The sequence below is a fragment of the Hydrogenophaga sp. genome (assembly GCF_011390835.1).
In the GTDB taxonomy this organism is placed as follows: Bacteria; Pseudomonadota; Gammaproteobacteria; order Burkholderiales; family Burkholderiaceae_C; genus Hydrogenophaga.
Map to the genome: position 1 here is coordinate 74,528 of NZ_JAABRQ010000018.1, position 14,589 is coordinate 89,116.

At 65.5% G+C, this 14,589-nt stretch carries 15 protein-coding genes and 1 tRNA gene; 5 read left to right on the forward strand and 11 right to left on the reverse strand.

The window, feature by feature from the left end:
* Positions 1 to 17: 17 nt before the first annotated feature.
* Positions 18 to 728, reverse strand: coding sequence for an HAD-IA family hydrolase (locus GPT34_RS12035; protein ID WP_291012733.1), 711 nt, complete (start codon positions 726 to 728; stop codon positions 18 to 20).
* A gap of 52 nt (positions 729 to 780) precedes the next feature.
* On the opposite strand from GPT34_RS12035, the gene hemH reads away from it, so the two are divergent.
* The gene (gene hemH, locus GPT34_RS12040) at positions 781 to 1,872 is read left to right on the forward strand and encodes a ferrochelatase (RefSeq protein WP_291012708.1); all 1,092 of its coding nucleotides are present in this window, start codon (positions 781 to 783) and stop codon (positions 1,870 to 1,872) included.
* A gap of 85 nt (positions 1,873 to 1,957) precedes the next feature.
* The gene (locus tag GPT34_RS12045) at positions 1,958 to 2,110 is read left to right on the forward strand and encodes a hypothetical protein (RefSeq protein WP_291012709.1); all 153 of its coding nucleotides are present in this window, start codon (positions 1,958 to 1,960) and stop codon (positions 2,108 to 2,110) included.
* Positions 2,111 to 2,138: 28 nt separating this feature from the next.
* Here the strand turns inward: GPT34_RS12045 and GPT34_RS12050 are convergent, their stop codons facing one another.
* From GPT34_RS12050 to GPT34_RS12060, 3 genes are all read right to left on the reverse strand, one after another.
* Positions 2,139 to 3,629: a tripartite tricarboxylate transporter permease gene (locus tag GPT34_RS12050; RefSeq protein ID WP_291012735.1), complete on the reverse strand. Its 1,491-nt coding sequence runs from the start codon at positions 3,627 to 3,629 to the stop codon at positions 2,139 to 2,141.
* A 7-nt stretch (positions 3,630 to 3,636) separates the two neighbouring features.
* On the reverse strand, positions 3,637 to 4,194 hold the full coding sequence (locus GPT34_RS12055; protein ID WP_291012711.1) for a tripartite tricarboxylate transporter TctB family protein: 558 nt from the start codon (positions 4,192 to 4,194) through the stop codon (positions 3,637 to 3,639).
* Between the two features lie 112 nt (positions 4,195 to 4,306).
* Positions 4,307 to 5,266 carry a tripartite tricarboxylate transporter substrate-binding protein gene (locus tag GPT34_RS12060; protein WP_291012713.1) on the reverse strand — a complete coding sequence of 320 codons (960 nt, stop codon included), beginning with the start codon at positions 5,264 to 5,266 and terminating at the stop codon, positions 4,307 to 4,309.
* 175 nt (positions 5,267 to 5,441) lie between these two features.
* On the opposite strand from GPT34_RS12060, the gene GPT34_RS12065 reads away from it, so the two are divergent.
* The 3 genes from GPT34_RS12065 (at position 5,442) to GPT34_RS12075 (ending at position 8,063) form a co-directional block, all read left to right on the forward strand.
* Positions 5,442 to 6,134: a response regulator transcription factor gene (locus tag GPT34_RS12065; protein ID WP_291012715.1), complete on the forward strand. Its 693-nt coding sequence runs from the start codon at positions 5,442 to 5,444 to the stop codon at positions 6,132 to 6,134.
* Between the two features lie 88 nt (positions 6,135 to 6,222).
* Positions 6,223 to 7,629, forward strand: a complete 1,407-nt coding sequence (locus GPT34_RS12070; RefSeq protein ID WP_291012738.1) for a sensor histidine kinase — start codon at positions 6,223 to 6,225, stop codon at positions 7,627 to 7,629.
* Positions 7,626 to 8,063, forward strand: coding sequence for an RNA-binding S4 domain-containing protein (locus GPT34_RS12075; RefSeq protein WP_291012717.1), 438 nt, complete (start codon positions 7,626 to 7,628; stop codon positions 8,061 to 8,063). The genes GPT34_RS12070 and GPT34_RS12075 overlap by 4 nt, the downstream gene beginning before the upstream one ends.
* A 12-nt stretch (positions 8,064 to 8,075) precedes the next feature.
* On the opposite strand, the gene GPT34_RS12080 is transcribed toward GPT34_RS12075, so the two are convergent.
* From GPT34_RS12080 to cysS, 7 genes are all read right to left on the reverse strand, one after another.
* A complete protein-coding gene (locus tag GPT34_RS12080; protein WP_291012719.1) occupies positions 8,076 to 8,990 on the reverse strand; it encodes a DMT family transporter in 915 nt (304 codons plus the stop codon).
* A gap of 112 nt (positions 8,991 to 9,102) precedes the next feature.
* Positions 9,103 to 9,195: transfer RNA gene (locus GPT34_RS12085), tRNA-Ser, on the reverse strand.
* A 53-nt stretch (positions 9,196 to 9,248) separates the two neighbouring features.
* Positions 9,249 to 10,529 (reverse strand): aspartate kinase, encoded by a 1,281-nt coding sequence (locus tag GPT34_RS12090; protein ID WP_291012721.1) that lies wholly within the window; start codon positions 10,527 to 10,529, stop codon positions 9,249 to 9,251.
* 89 nt (positions 10,530 to 10,618) lie between these two features.
* Complete coding sequence (gene tilS, locus GPT34_RS12095) at positions 10,619 to 11,599, reverse strand: tRNA lysidine(34) synthetase TilS (protein WP_363356830.1); 981 nt, start codon at positions 11,597 to 11,599, stop codon at positions 10,619 to 10,621.
* 1 nt (position 11,600) lies between these two features.
* On the reverse strand, positions 11,601 to 12,590 hold the full coding sequence (locus tag GPT34_RS12100) for an acetyl-CoA carboxylase carboxyltransferase subunit alpha (RefSeq protein WP_291012723.1): 990 nt from the start codon (positions 12,588 to 12,590) through the stop codon (positions 11,601 to 11,603).
* Between the two features lie 108 nt (positions 12,591 to 12,698).
* Entirely contained in the window at positions 12,699 to 13,349 is a 651-nt protein-coding gene (locus GPT34_RS12105) for a DNA-3-methyladenine glycosylase 2 family protein (protein ID WP_291012726.1), read from the reverse strand.
* On the reverse strand, positions 13,349 to 14,589 hold a 1,241-nt coding region (gene cysS, locus GPT34_RS12110), incomplete at its 5' end, for a cysteine--tRNA ligase (RefSeq protein ID WP_291012729.1). The genes GPT34_RS12105 and cysS, both read right to left, overlap by 1 nt.

The following is a 14,589-nucleotide window of genomic DNA, read 5'->3' on the forward strand; positions in this document are numbered from 1 at the left end:
AAATGTAGAGAGAAGGTTCAGCCGAACGCCTGGCACAGGGCCAGTAGGTCCGAGACGGTGAGGTGGGGCTGCAGCGGCGCATGCTCCCAGGGATGTTCTGCGCGGTTGACCCAGGCCAGCTGCATGCCGGCGTTGAGCGCCCCCACACCATCCAGGTGCGCGTCGTCGCCGATGTGCAGCACTTGGTCCGCGCTCACGCCAGCCGCGGCGGCAGCGGCATGGAAGATGCGCGCATCGGGTTTGCCCACGCCGAACTCGCGCGCGCTGATGCTGGCGCGGAAATGTTCGCCCAGCCCGACACGGTGCACGTCGGCGTTGCCATTGGACAAGGCCACCACCGGGAACCGGCTGCTCAGGAAGGCGAGCGCCGGCAAGGCGTCGTCAAACAGTTCGACCCGCTGACGCTCGGCGAAAAACACCTCAAACGCCGTTTCGGCCAGGGCCGGGTCATCCCCGGCGCGCTGCAACAGCAGGCGAATCGACTCCCTGCGCAGCGCGCTCATGTCGTGCGCCAGGTCGGGGCGCAGGGTCTGCATCTGGTTGCGTACCTCGCGCAGCGTGCCCTTGTCGCGTCCGAGGGCGGCGGCGGCCGGGGCATGGTCGTCCAGCCACTGCTGCAACACGCCCTCGGCGCGCGCAATGGTGGGCCAGATCGGCCACAAGGTGTCGTCCAGGTCCAAGGTGATGGCGCGCACCCGCTGTGGATCAAAATCCGACGTTGGTGCCATGCCTGACAAAGGCGTATTGATGGGCGTGTTCATGTCTGCGGGAGAATAGCGCATGCCTTTCCAAAAAGAACCTCCCTATTCCCATGGCCAGCCGACGCGTACGGCCGTGGTGTTTTGCAACCTCGGCACGCCCGATGAGCCCACCGCCCCGGCCCTGCGCCGTTACCTCGCCGAATTCCTGGGCGACCACCGCGTGGTTGAGATCCCCAGGGCGCTGTGGTGGCTGATCCTGCACGGCATCATCCTGCGCGTGCGGCCCAAGAAGTCGGCGGCCAAATACGCCAGCGTCTGGACGCCGGAGGGCTCGCCACTCAAGGTCTGGACCGAAAAACAGGCCACCCTGCTCCGTGGCTATCTGGGCGAGCGGGGCCACCAGGTCACGGTGCGCTATGCCATGCGCTACGGCAACCCGTCGATCGCCTCTGTGCTCGACGAGCTCAAAGCGCAAGGCGTCAACCGGGTGCTGATCGCCTCGGCCTACCCGCAGTACAGCGGCACCACCACTGCCAGCGTGTTCGATGCGGTCGCCCATTGGGCGCTGAACACCCGGCAGCTGCCCGAGCTGCGCTTCATCAACCGCTACCACGACGACCGCGGCTACATCGAGGCCCTGGCCAAGAAGATCCGCACCCACTGGCAGCACCATGGCCAGAGCGAACAGCTGGTGATGAGTTTTCATGGCGTGCCCGAGCGCACGCTCGATCTAGGCGACCCCTACCATTGCGAATGCCACAAGACCGGCCGCCTGCTGGCCGAACAGCTCGGCCTTTCCAAGGAGCGCTACAAGGTCACGTTCCAGTCGCGCTTTGGCAAGGCCAAGTGGCTGGAACCCTACACCGAACCGTCGCTGATCGCACTCGCGCAGGCCGGGACCAAGAGCGTGGATGTGGTGTGCCCCGGCTTCACCAGCGACTGCCTGGAGACGCTGGAAGAAATCAACATGGAAGCTCGCGAGGCTTTCCTGCACGCTGGTGGCGAGCAGTTCCAGTACATCGACTGCCTCAACGACAGCCCGGACTGGATCCGCGCCCTGACCGACCTTACCGAGCGTCACCTTCAAGGCTGGCCCACCAAGGCGGCAGACGATCCGATGGCGCTCAAAGCCAGCCGAGAGCGTGCGCTGGAGTTAGGCGCAAAAGACTGAAATGCGGACCTTAGGGTTGCGCAGGCGCGCGGCGGTCCTGCTATTCGTTTGTATCGGCCCGTCTTGGGCTGTCACTGGCTGTAGCTTGCAGCAAGGCTACGCGAGTGCACAGACCTGGCAACGCAACCAGTGCCTGAAGATCGTCGATGTGCGGGAACGGCTGCGGTGCATGAAAGAGGCCGATCAGCCGTACGACAGTTACCAGAAAGAGGCCGAGGCCATCAAGGCCCAGCCGTGAAGCAGCGCCGTTGGGCGGCCCTGGTAACTCAAGCCCGACGGTGCCAGGCCAGCAGGCGCGGCGTGACCAGCACCAGCAAAACCAGCGCCAGCAGCGTGGCCGACATGGGCCGCTCGACAAACACCCACCAACTGCCCTCGCCAATCGACAGCGCGTTGCGCATCTGCGCTTCAGCCAGCGGCCCCAGGATCAGCCCAACGATGACCGGCGCAGTGGGGAAGTCGTAGCGGCGCATCAGCACACCGAGCAGGCCCAGGCCGTACATGAGGTAAAGGTCAAACGCGCTCTGGCGCATGCCGTACACACCCACGGTGGCGAAGATCAGGATACCGGCATAGAGCTGCGGTTTGGGGATCTTGAGCAGCTTGACCCACAAGCCCACCAGCGGCAGGTTGAGCACTAGCAGCATCACGTTGCCGATGTAAAGCGACGCAATCAGCGCCCACACCAGGTCGCCCGATGTCTGAAAAAGCTGCGGGCCGGCGTTGATGCCGTAGTTCTGCAGCGCGCTGAGCAGGATGGCTGCAGTCACTGAGGTCGGGATGCCCAGCGTCAGCAGAGGCACGAGCGTGGCGGTGACAGCGGCGTTGTTGGCCGCCTCGGGGCCGGCCACGCCTTCGATGGCGCCCACAGTGCCGAACTCTGCCTGGTGCTCGGGCTTGGCCAGCTTGCGCTCGGCGGCGTAACTGAGGAAGGTGGGAATTTCCGAGCCCCCTGCGGGGATGGTGCCAAAGGGAAAACCGATCGCGGTGCCGCGCAGCCAGGCGGGCCAGGAGCGGCGCCACTCGGTGCGCGTCATGTGCACCTTGTTCATCTTGTTCAGGTCGTTGGCGCTGCGGCCTTCGTACAGCGCGTTGTAAAGCGCTTCGGCCACCGCAAACAGACCTACCGCCACCAGCACTACCTCGACCCCGTCCATGAACTCCATCACGCCACCGGTGTAGCGCACCTGGGCGGTGATCTGGTCGATGCCCACCAGACCCAGCGCCAGGCCGAAAAACAGCGCGGTCAGGCCCCGCAGCGTGCTCTGACCCAGCACGGCGCTCACCGTGGTGAAGGCCAGCAGCATCAGGCAGAAATATTCCGGTGGACCGAGCTGCACCGCGAACTTGGCCAGGATGGGCGCAAACAGCGTGACCAGCACGGTGGCGATGGTGCCGGCCACAAACGAGCCAATGGCCGAGGTGGCGAGCGCGGCGCCGGCGCGCCCATGCTTGGCCATCTTGAAGCCTTCCAGAGCGGTCACCATGGTGCCGGTTTCGCCTGGCGTGTTCAGCAAGATGGAAGTGGTGGAGCCGCCATACATCGCACCGTAGTAAATGCCGGCAAAAAAGATCATCGATGCAGTGGGCTCGACCTGACCGGTGATGGGCAGCAGCATGGCCACCGTCACCGCCGGGCCCAGGCCCGGTAGCACGCCGATAGCCGTACCCAGCGCGCAACCCGCCAGCGCCCAGAGAAGGTTGATCGGCGTGCCCGCGGTGGCGAAGCCGCCAAGCAACTGATTGAGGATGTCCATCATGGATTCAAATCCATCCACTGCCGGTGAGCCCGGGCAAGGTCACAGCCAGCAGCTTGGTGAACAACCAGTACACCGGGGCGGCGATCAGCATGCCGGTGACCGCATCGATCACCGTCTGCCGCAGGTTACCCGCGGATTTACCCTCACTGGCGCGCAGACCGCGCACCGCCAGCGTGAAGCACAGGGCACAGCTCAGGATGAAGCCGATGGTGGTGATGAGCGAGGCATTGAGCAGCACCCCCGCCGACACCCATGCCAGCGCACCCCAGTCGCCGCGCGGCGCGCCCGACGGCGTGTCCATCTTCCGATAGCCTCCGGTCAGCGCTTCGAAGACAAGCAGGCTGCCGCAAACGGCCATGGCCACGCTGATCACCCAGGGCAGAAAGTTCGGCCCTACGCCCGCGTAGCCGGCCTCGGACGAAATCGAGGTGGCGCCGTAGGCCAACACCGCCGCGACACCCAATGCGCCCACGCCCACCAGCAACTGGCCGGATCGGCGCGCGGCCGGGGTGGGCACGCCCTGGCCGGGTGGCGATGTTTCAGGGGAAGCACTCGGGTTCATGCGGGGTCTCCATGCAGCAGCCCCGCCCGGCGCTGTTGGCGCTCAGGCGGGTGGATCATGACGGTGGGTAGCGGCGACGGGCACCCAGGCTCGGGCCGCCGAGCGAACAGGGTCAGACCATGCCAGCGCGCACCATGGTCGCGCGCAGGGCGGAGAAGTCGCGGTCCACGAAGTCGTCGAATGCCTTGCCGGTGAGCAGGGCTGCGGTCCAGTTGTTCTTGGTCAGGGCTTCGGCCCAGCTCGGGCTCTTTGTCGCCCTGACCACAAGGGCGGTCAGCGCGTCGCGCTCGGCCGGAGTGATGCCGGCAGCGCCGAATACGCCGCGCCAGTTGCCGATCTCCACATTGATGCCCTGCTCTTTCAGCGTGGGGATGCTGATGCCGGGCAGGCGCTGGCCCGAGGTGACGGCGATCGGGCGCATCTTGCCCGATTCGATGTACTGCTGGAACTCGCTGTAACCGCTACCGCCCACGGTGACGTTGCCGCCCAGAATGGCTGCCGTGGCCTCACCACCGCCCCGGAACGGCACGTAGTTGATCTTCGAGGCTTCCACACCTACGGCTTGCGCGATTTGCGCAGCGGCGATGTGCTCGGTGGAGCCCCTCGAGCCGCCGCCCCACTTGACGCTGCCCGGGTCTTTCTTGAGTTGCTCGATCACGTCTTTCATCGTCTTCAACGGCGATTCGGCTGGTAACACGAACACGTTGTATTCGGTCGTGAGGCGGGCAATCGGGGTGAGCTGGGTGACCGAGACCGGCGGCTTGCCAGTGATGATGCCGCCCAGCATGACGGCGCCCATGACCATCAACGCGTTCGGGTCACCCTTGCTGGCGTTGAAGAACTGCGCCAGACCGATCGCACCGGCTGCGCCGCCCTTGTTCTCGAAGGTCACAGAAGACGCCGCACCGGCGTCCTGCAAGGCCTTGCCCAGCGCACGGCCGGTGCTGTCCCAGCCACCACCCGGGTTGGCAGGGATCATCATCTTCATATTGCCATTGGCCCAGGCCTCGGAAGGCAAGGCACCGGCAGCGGCCAGAGCGGCCAGGGATTTGAGGAAGGTGTCGCGACGCATGGGTGTCTCCTTGTGTGGGTATCTGCACTGGCGATCATGCAAGCTGGCCCTGTCAAACGGCTGTCCACGCGCTACGGACAAACCCTAGTGGTGGATATGTGGCCCCCAAGCTTCACCGCTGGCGCGGGTTACCGCGCAAGACGAACCTCTGCACGCTGGGGATAATCGACAGCGGATGAAACTGCTCCTCATCGAAGACAACCCCACCATGCAGGCCACGCTGCAGCGCAGCTTCGAGCGCAGGGGCATGCAGGTACTGACCTGTGGTGACGGGGCCAAGGCGCTGGCGCTGTGGCATGTCAGCCTGCCCGATGCGGTGCTGCTCGACCTCAGCCTGCCCGGGCGCGACGGGCTGCAGGTGCTGGGCGATGCGCGCGCCGCCGGCCTCACCACGCCGGTCATCATCCTCACTGCCCGCGGCACGGTGGGCGACCGCATCATCGGGCTGAACATCGGGGCCGACGACTACCTGCCCAAACCGTTCGATCTCGACGAACTGGAAGCGCGTGTTCGCGCTCTGGTTCGCCGAAGTGCCAGTGCCCATGAGGCTTCACGCGACGCACCGGCCGTGTCGGTCGACTGGTGTGGACTTCGGGTGGATCGCGACAGTGGCGCCGTCTATGCCGAGGGCTTGCCGCTAGAGTTGCCGCCGCGCGAGCTTGCTTTGCTGCGCGCCTTACTGCAGCGCCCGGGCCATGCCATCGCCAAGGAGCGCCTGTTCGACACTGTGTTTCCGGGCGACACCACAGCCCAGCCCGAGGCGATCGAAGTGGTCGCCTACCGGCTGCGCAAGAAGCTCGCGGACACCGGCGTGCAACTCGTCACTCTGCGCGGACTGGGCTACCTGCTCAAGGCCGGGCCGGCATGAACCTACATCGACCTAGTTGGACCTCCGCTTGACGCGCACCGCCGCCCGCCCGCTGTCGCTGCGCCGAACGCTGCTGCTCGGCATTCTGATGCCGGTGCTGGGCTTTCTGCTCATCAACACGGCGGTGTTGTACCGCCAAGCGCTGACCGCCGCCGACACGGCCTACGACCGCACCCTGCTGGCCACCGCGAAGTCGCTGGGCGAACAACTACAGGTGGTGGGCACGGCGCAGGCGCCTCAGGTGCAGGCCTCCCTGCTCTACTCGGCCCTCGAAGCATTTGAGGCTGACAACCGCAGCCGGTTGTTTTACAGGGTGAACGGCTTCTCGGGCGACATCGTGTCCGGCTTCGAAGACCTGCCCGCTCCTCGAGCTCGCCTGCCGGAGCAAAACATCTACGCAGCGCTGGTGCACTTTTACGATGAAGACTACCGTGGCACGCCGGTGCGCATGGCGGTGTTGCTGCAGCCCGTGTCGGGCTCGGCAGGCCAGGGCATGGCGACCATCCAGGTGGCTGAAACACTGGAACTGCGGCAGACGCTGGCGCGCCAGATCCTGGTCGATACGCTGTGGCGCCAGGCGGCGCTGGTGCTGGTCATCGTGGGCGTGGTGGTGCTGGTGGTGCAGCGCGCCACCCAGCCGGTGCGAGCGCTGAGCCGGTCGCTTGCCGCGCGCAGCGAAAACGACCTGTCGCCGCTGCCCGTGGCCGACGCGCCGCGCGAACTGCTTCCGCTGGTGGAAGCCACCAACCAGCACATGGCGCGCTTGTCGCAACTGCTTGAGCACCAAAAGCGCTTTGTGCGCGACACCTCGCACCAGCTGCGCACCCCGCTGGCCGTGCTCAAAACGCAGTTGCAGTCGGCACGCCGGGGCGACGTCGAGCCGGCACAAGCACTCGATGAGATCGCGCACACCGTGGAGCGCGCTACCGAGCTGGCCAACCAGATGCTGGCGCTGGCCAAGGTGGAGCAGCTTCGCGAGGACCGCGACCCGCCCGTGACCGACTGGGACGATGTACTGCGCCAGGTGGCATTGGACCTGGCGCCCCTGATCGCGGAACGATCTCTTGATTTTTCGCTGGAGAGTCAGGCGGCGCCAGTGCAGGCGCACACTTGGGCGCTGCGAGAACTCTGCCGCAACCTGATGCACAACGCCATCAAGCACTCACCACCCGGGGCACCGCTGACGGTGGCGCTGCGCGCATCCGCGGTCGATGCCACACTGACCGTGAGCGACAGCGGCCCCGGGGTGTCTGCTGCCCTGCGCGAGCGCCTGTTCCAGCCCTTTGCCACCGAAACCGGCGACAGCGCCGCAGGCAGCGTGGGCCTGGGGCTCACCATCTGCCACGGCATCGTGCTATCGCTGGGGGGGCGCATTGCGCTGGATAATCGGCTCACCCAAGGCCGCACCACCGGCCTGGACGCTTGTGTGCAACTGCCCCTGGCGCCAGAAGCCCCTTTCACCCTACCGACCGACCCTCCCTCCACCACGGCATGAGCCCACCCGCCGCCACCGACAAGGTCCGCCTGGACAAATGGCTCTGGGCCGCGCGCTTCTACAAGACGCGCAGCCTGAGCACCGAGGCCATCGACAAGGGCCGGGTGCGCCTCAATGGCCTGCCCACCAAGCCCTCGCGCGACGTCAAACCCGGCGACCGGCTGGAGCTGCACGTCGGTGCCATGGTGCGCACGGTGGTGGTGCAAGCACTCAGTAGCGTGCGCGGCTCGGCTACCTTGGCTGCAGGTCTGTTTGAGGAAACGCCCGAGTCGATCGCCGAGCGGCTGGCGCTGGCCGAGCAACGCCGGCTAGCGCCCGAACCGGCGCACAGCCTGGCGCAAGGCCGCCCGACCAAGCGCGACCGGCGCGACCTGCAAGGCCTGCGTGAAACCGGTGGGTGGAACGATCGCTGGAGCGCATCGATCGAGGACTGAGCCGATCAAGCGTCAGTTGCGCCGTGTACCCAGCCACATCACGGTGGCCACCACCAGCAGGCCACCGGCCACCTGCACGGGCGCGATCGACTGACCCAACAGCAGCCACGCCAGCACGAGCGCAAAAATGGGCTCGACATTCATGATGGCCGAGTTGCCCACCACCCCCAGGCGCGGCAACACGGTGAACATGATGGTGAACGCGGTGCCGTACAGCGCCGTCAGCCCGAGCAGCCCAACCCACCCCAAGGACGCCTGCGGCAAATGAAAGCCGCCCTGAGTGGCCACACCCAGCAGCGCGAGCACCGCCACGATGGACAGCGTGGTGAAGGTGCGCCAGCGGCCATCGATGTCGCCCGCTTCGTGCTGGGTCAACACCAGCGCCAGGCCAAAGGTGGCCGCCGCCGCAAGGGCAAACGCCACACCCACGCCAATCCGCGCCCAGTGCGCCGACGCCTGCAGGCCGGAGGCTGCGCCGAACACATCCAACGCGAGCGTCAGCCCGACCAAGATCACCGGCATGGCGCGCAGCACCCGCGGTGCCGGCCGGTGCTGGTACAGCACACGAGCCCACAGCGCTGTCCACAACGGGTAGGTGTTGAAGGCCAGCAGTGCCAGCGCCACCGGCAGGCGCGCCACCGACGAATATAGACAGAGGCTTTGCACCGCCACCAGCACACCGATGGCCGGCAAGGCCCTACGCTGCCGCAGCCCGATGCGCAGCGGCACGCGGTACATCCGAAGCACCAAGCCCACCGCCAACACGGTCGCACCACTGCGAAACGCCACCGCCGTGGCTACATCAACCCCATGATCAAACGCCAGCCGCGCCGCCACGTGGTTGGCCCCCATCATGAAAGCGATCAGCAGCAGGATGGAAAACGCGGTGCCGCTCAGGGGTGATGCGATCGAAGGCTTTGAGGACATCGCGCGATTGTCCACGCCGATCCACAACAGGCGGGTCGCCAAAGAGCACTTCAGCACCCGACGAAGAAAAACCCGCTCACATGCAGCACATGTGGCGGGTTAATCAGGTTTCTGGCGGAGCGAGAGGGATTCGAACCCTCGATGAGGCTCTACACCCCATACTCCCTTAGCAGGGGAGCACCTTCGGCCACTCGGTCATCGCTCCGGAAGCTGCACATTATGCCTCAACTCCCCTCGCCTTCTCAGAGAGGCCGTGGCTCAGCCGGCGATGGTGTCGGTAGTCTGGTCGAGGTCGAATTCCCGGTGCAAGGCGCGCACCGCGAGCTCCATGTATTTCTCGTCGATCACCACCGAGGTTTTGATCTCGGAGGTGGAAATCATCTGGATGTTGATGCCCTCGTCGCTCAGACACTTGAACATACGGCTGGCCACGCCCACGTGGCTGCGCATGCCGATGCCGACGATGCTGACCTTGCAGATGCGCGCGTCACCCACCACATCGGCCGCACCCAGTTTGGGCAGCACCTGGTCCTTGAGCAGGTCCATGGCCTTCTGGTAGTCGTTGCGGTGTACGGTGAAGCTGAAGTCGGTCAGGCCACCCTTGCTCACGTTCTGGATGATCACATCGACTTCGATGTTGGCTTCGGCCACCGTGCCAAGGATCTGGTAGGCGATGCCGGGGGTATCGGGTACGCCCAGCACGGCGATCTTGGCTTCGTCGCGGTTGAACGCAATACCGGAAACAACAGCTCGTTCCATGTCTTCCTCGTCTTCAAAAGTGATCAGGGTGCCGGAGACGGCTTCTTCGGTCAGGTCGATGTCCCAGGGGGTGAAGCTGGAGAGCACGCGCAGCGGCACCTTGTATTTGCCAGCGAACTCCACCGAGCGGATCTGCAGCACCTTGCTGCCCATGCTGGCCATCTCCAGCATCTCTTCAAAGCTCACGCGCAGCAGGCGGCGCGCTTCGGGCACCACGCGCGGGTCGGTGGTGTAGACGCCGTCCACGTCCGTGTAGATCAGGCACTCGGCCGCCTTGAGCGCCGCCGCCACGGCCACCGCCGAGGTGTCGCTACCGCCACGGCCCAGCGTCGTGATGTGACCATCAGGATCGATGCCCTGAAAGCCGGTGACGATGACCACCCGGCCCGCGTCCAGATCGGCGCGCACACGCACGTCGTCGATCGATTCGATACGCGCCTTGGTGAAGGCGCTGTTGGTCTTGATCGGCACCTGCCAGCCAGCGTAGCTCACCGCCTGCAGACCCTCGGCCTGCAGCGCGATAGCCAGCAGTGCGGAGGAGGCCTGCTCACCGGTGGCGGCCAGCATGTCGAGCTCGCGCCCATAGGCGCTGCCGGTGGTCGAGGGCGCGAGCTCCTTGGCCAGTCCCAGCAGGCGGTTGGTCTCGCCGCTCATGGCGCTGGGTACGACCACCATCTGGTGGCCGGCGCGGTGCCATTTGGCGACGCGGCGCGCCACGTTGCGGATGCGTTCGGTCGACCCCATGGAGGTGCCGCCGTACTTGTGAACGATCAAGGCCATCGGAAAAAGTAGGTTGATTCAGAACGCCGTGAGAAGCCTGAGGGCTCCGCACGGACTAGGCTGCCCAGCAGGCCGCGAGCAACCCGAAATTATATCGGCGGGCCAAAGTGCAGCCGCTCACCTCGACGACTCACCACCCCGTGTGCCGCCTTGATCTGAATGCGGTGTCCACGCGTGCGGCAGTCAGCGATCTGGTCCAGCAGCTCGTCGAGCTGTGAAGTGCTGGGCGCGGCATCGGCACTTTGCCGAAGCCAGCGCCGCAGCGCATTGGCCTGGCGGGCTCGGCTCAGCGCCTGCAGCTCTGCGATCGCAGGCGGCTGCCCGGTCAGCGCCAGATCGAGCTCTGCCAGCTCGTCCAGCAGCTGCTGCGCCTGAGCGGCGTGGCGTGCGCTGCGCGCAAGCTGAACCTCGAAGCCCGGAAAGCAGGCAGCCCACGCGGGTAACAGCTCGGATCGGATGCGGTTGCGGGTGAAGCGCGGATCGGCGTTGGTCGGGTCGTCGATGAACGTCTGGCCCATCGCCTGCAAACCATCGCGCAGCTCAGACGCTCGCACCGACAGCAGCGGACGCCCAAAGGCCACACCATCGCGCTCGAACACCTCCCCCATGGCCGCAAGACCCGGCAAGCCGGCGCCGCGGCTGAGCGCCAGCATCAAGGTTTCGGCCTGGTCGTCGGCGTGGTGACCGAGCAGCACCCGGGACACCTCTGCGGTGTGCGCCATCGACACCAGCGCTCCGTAGCGCGCCCGGCGCGCCGCATCTTCCGGGCTCTGGCCCGGCTGCGCGCAGGCATCCACGCGCCGCACCTCAATCGGCAGGCCCAGCTGCTGGCCCGCGGCGCGCGCCTGCGCTTCGAAAGCGTCGGCGGCGGCTTGAAGCCCGTGGTGTACGTGCAACCCGATTACGTGGCCGGGCCAGCGCTGGTGCGCTGCCAGCAGCAAGGCCGTGGAATCGGCGCCGGCGCTGAACGCCACCGCCACCCGTCCCAGCGGCGCGCGAGCGGCATAGCGTTCGCACCAGCGAGCCAGCGCGCGAGCCGCGGGATTGGCTGGCGCGGAGGCGGCGCCCACCTCAACGCTTGTCCGCTTTGCTGTCGGCCTTGGTGTCGGTGAAGCGGCCGTAGCTGTTGATGCGGGCGTAGCGCCGCTCCAGCAATTCCTTGGTCTTGAGATCGGCCACCTGTCGCCAGGCATCGCCCAGTGCGCGCTTGAGGAAGGCTGCCATCTGCTTGTGGTCGCGCTGTGCGCCGCCCACCGGCTCGTTGACGATCTTGTCCACCAACCCCAGTGCCTTGAGGCGGTGCGCCGTGATGCCCAGGGCATCGGCTGCGTCGCTGGCGCGGTCGCTGGTTTTCCAAAGGATAGACGCGCAGCCCTCAGGGCTGATCACCGAATACACCGAGTACTGCAGCATCAGCACCTGATCGGCCACCGAAATCGCCAGTGCGCCGCCCGAGCCGCCCTCACCGATGATGGTGGAGATGATGGGCACCTCCAGCTGCGCCATCTCGAAGATGTTGCGGCCAATCGCTTCCGACTGACCTCGCTCTTCGGCATCAATGCCCGGATAGGCGCCGGGCGTGTCGACAAAGGTGAAGACCGGCAAGCGAAATTTTTCGGCCAGCTTCATCAGACGCAAGGCCTTGCGGTAGCCCTCGGGCTTGGTCATGCCGAAGTTGCGAAGGCCCCGCTCCTTGGTGTCACGCCCTTTCTGGTGACCCAGCACCATGCAGGGCTGGCCGTTGAAGCGCGCCAGACCGCCAACGATGCTCAGGTCGTCTGCAAAATGGCGGTCGCCATGCAACTCCTGGAAATGGGTGAAACACTCGCGCACATAGTCCAGCGTGTAGGGCCGGTCGGCGTGGCGCGCGATCTTGGTGATCTGCCACGGCGTGAGGTTGCTGTAGATGTCTTTGGTGAGCTGCAAGCTCTTGCCGGCGAGCTGCTCGATCTCTTCGGAGATGTCCACCGCCGACTCGGTCTGCACATAACGCAGCTCTTCGATCTTGCCCTCCAGCTCGGCAATGGGCTGCTCGAAATCGAGAAAATTCTTTTTGGCCAAGGTAAGGCTCCTGTGGTCTGGTGGCGACCCGCTGGCGGCACACGCGCTGGAGGCTCTGCGGGTCGCGGTCCCGGCAGCCCAGGACTTCTTCAACGACGTCTTTTTTGTTCAGTACGACACGGGAGTGGGGTCCAGCGAGCGCCAAATATACCAAGTCGCCACGCTGGCGTATGGCGCCCAGGAGGCGGCCACCTCGCGGATTTCACTGCGGCTCACCGGCTCGCCAGAAAAATAGCAGCGGCTGATGCCGTTTTGCAGCCCCACATCGTCCAGCGGCAGCACATTGGGTCGCATCAGATGAAAGATGAGGAACATCTCTGCGGTCCATCGGCCGATGCCGCGGATGGCGATCAGCTCGGCGATGATGGCTTCGTCGTCCATCTCGCCCCAGGCATCCACATGCACCTGATTGTTGGCGAAATGCAGGGCAAGGTCGACCAAGTACTCTACCTTGCGCGCCGACAGGCCCGCTGCGCGCATGTCATCGACCTTGAGCTTGAGCACCTGCGCGGGCACCAGCTTTCGCGGCAAGACCTGGAAACGGTCCCAGACCGATTGCGCCGCCTTCACCGAAATCTGTTGTCCGACGATGCTGCGCGCCAGCGTTACGAAGGCGTCTCCCCGGGACTCGAGGCTCACGCCTTCGTGTTTGGGAATGAGCTTTTTCATCACCCGGTCGCGCTTGATCAGGTGTCGGCAGGCATCAGCCCAGTAGGCCGGCGCATTCGCACCAAAATTCAGGGTCGGCGTCATAGCCATCAGGCACGCTCCCAGGTGGTGCCGGTCGGGCTGTCCTTGAGCACCACGCCCTGCGCCTGCAAGGCCTGGCGGATGCGATCGGCTTCGGCGAAGTTTTTCGCGGCCTTGGCGGCAGCTCGGGCGGAAATCTGTGACTCAACTGTTTCCACAAAGGACGATTGGTGGACAGAGGCTGCGAAAAACTCCTGGTTGTTCTCAAGCAATGGCGCTTGAATGGTCTGGTTCGTCCTAAACCTGCCCTGCAACCAATCAGACGGGGTCTGCTGGAGTAAACCCAAGGTGCCACCGAGCGCGCGCAGCAGACCAGACAAAGCCGCGTCTTTTCCGCGATTGACCTCGCTGGCCAGCTCAAACAGCACCGCCACCGCGTCGGGCGTGCCGAAGTCCTCGTCCATCGCCGCGCCAAAGCGCTGTGCAAACGGGTTCGACCAGTCGATCTCTTTCACAGGCTCGGGCGGTACCGAGGCCAGTGCGGTGTAAAGCCGCTTGAGCGCGCCGTGCGCGTCGTCAAGATGGGCGTCGCTGTAGTTCAGCGGGCTGCGGTAGTGGGTGCGCACCATGAAGAAGCGCAGCGTTTCCGCGTCGTATTGCTGAAGCACGTCACGGATGGTAAAAAAATTGCCCAGGCTCTTGGACATCTTCTCGTTGTCCACGCGCACAAAGCCGTTGTGCACCCAGAAACGCGCCAGCGGCTGGCCATTGGCTCCTTCCGACTGGGCAATCTCGTTCTCGTGGTGTGGGAATTGCAAGTCGGCGCCGCCGCCGTGGATGTCGAAGGTTTCGCCCAGCAAGGCGCCACACATGGCCGAGCATTCGATGTGCCAGCCCGGCCGGCCCGGGCCATAGTCGCTGGCCCATTGCGCCTCGGCCGGCTCGTCGGGCTTGGCGGCCTTCCAGAGCACAAAGTCCAGCGGATCCAGCTTGTCGCTGTCCACCACCACACGCTCGCCAGCACGCAGGTCGTCGAGCGACTTGCCCGACAACTTGCCGTAGCCGGGGAACTTGCGCACCGCAAAATTCACGTCGCCGCCTTCAGCCCGGTACGCCAGGCCCTTGGCCTCAAGCCGGTCGATCAGCCCCAGCATCTGGGGCACGTACTCGGTGGCCCGCGGCTCCAGTGTCGGCGGCTCGATGCCCAGGGCGGCGATGTCCTGGTGCATGGCGGCAGTCATCTCCTCGGTCAAGGCCCGCAGGCTGATGCCGCGTTCCAGCGCGCGGCGGATGATCTTGTCGTCGATGT

What these genes read in the sequence shown, in the direction of transcription:
- GPT34_RS12035 (WP_291012733.1), bottom strand. Translation starts at nt 728, where the DNA reads ATGGCACCAACGTCGGATTTTGATCCACAGCGGGTGCGCGCCATCACC.
- hemH (WP_291012708.1), top strand. Translation starts at nt 781, where the DNA reads ATGCCTTTCCAAAAAGAACCTCCCTATTCCCATGGCCAGCCGACGCGT.
- GPT34_RS12050 (WP_291012735.1), bottom strand. Translation starts at nt 3,629, where the DNA reads ATGGACATCCTCAATCAGTTGCTTGGCGGCTTCGCCACCGCGGGCACG.
- GPT34_RS12055 (WP_291012711.1), bottom strand. Translation starts at nt 4,194, where the DNA reads ATGAACCCGAGTGCTTCCCCTGAAACATCGCCACCCGGCCAGGGCGTG.
- GPT34_RS12060 (WP_291012713.1), bottom strand. Translation starts at nt 5,266, where the DNA reads ATGCGTCGCGACACCTTCCTCAAATCCCTGGCCGCTCTGGCCGCTGCC.
- GPT34_RS12065 (WP_291012715.1), top strand. Translation starts at nt 5,442, where the DNA reads ATGAAACTGCTCCTCATCGAAGACAACCCCACCATGCAGGCCACGCTG.
- GPT34_RS12070 (WP_291012738.1), top strand. Translation starts at nt 6,223, where the DNA reads ATGCCGGTGCTGGGCTTTCTGCTCATCAACACGGCGGTGTTGTACCGC.
- GPT34_RS12075 (WP_291012717.1), top strand. Translation starts at nt 7,626, where the DNA reads ATGAGCCCACCCGCCGCCACCGACAAGGTCCGCCTGGACAAATGGCTC.
- GPT34_RS12080 (WP_291012719.1), bottom strand. Translation starts at nt 8,990, where the DNA reads ATGTCCTCAAAGCCTTCGATCGCATCACCCCTGAGCGGCACCGCGTTT.
- GPT34_RS12090 (WP_291012721.1), bottom strand. Translation starts at nt 10,529, where the DNA reads ATGGCCTTGATCGTTCACAAGTACGGCGGCACCTCCATGGGGTCGACC.
- GPT34_RS12105 (WP_291012726.1), bottom strand. Translation starts at nt 13,349, where the DNA reads ATGGCTATGACGCCGACCCTGAATTTTGGTGCGAATGCGCCGGCCTAC.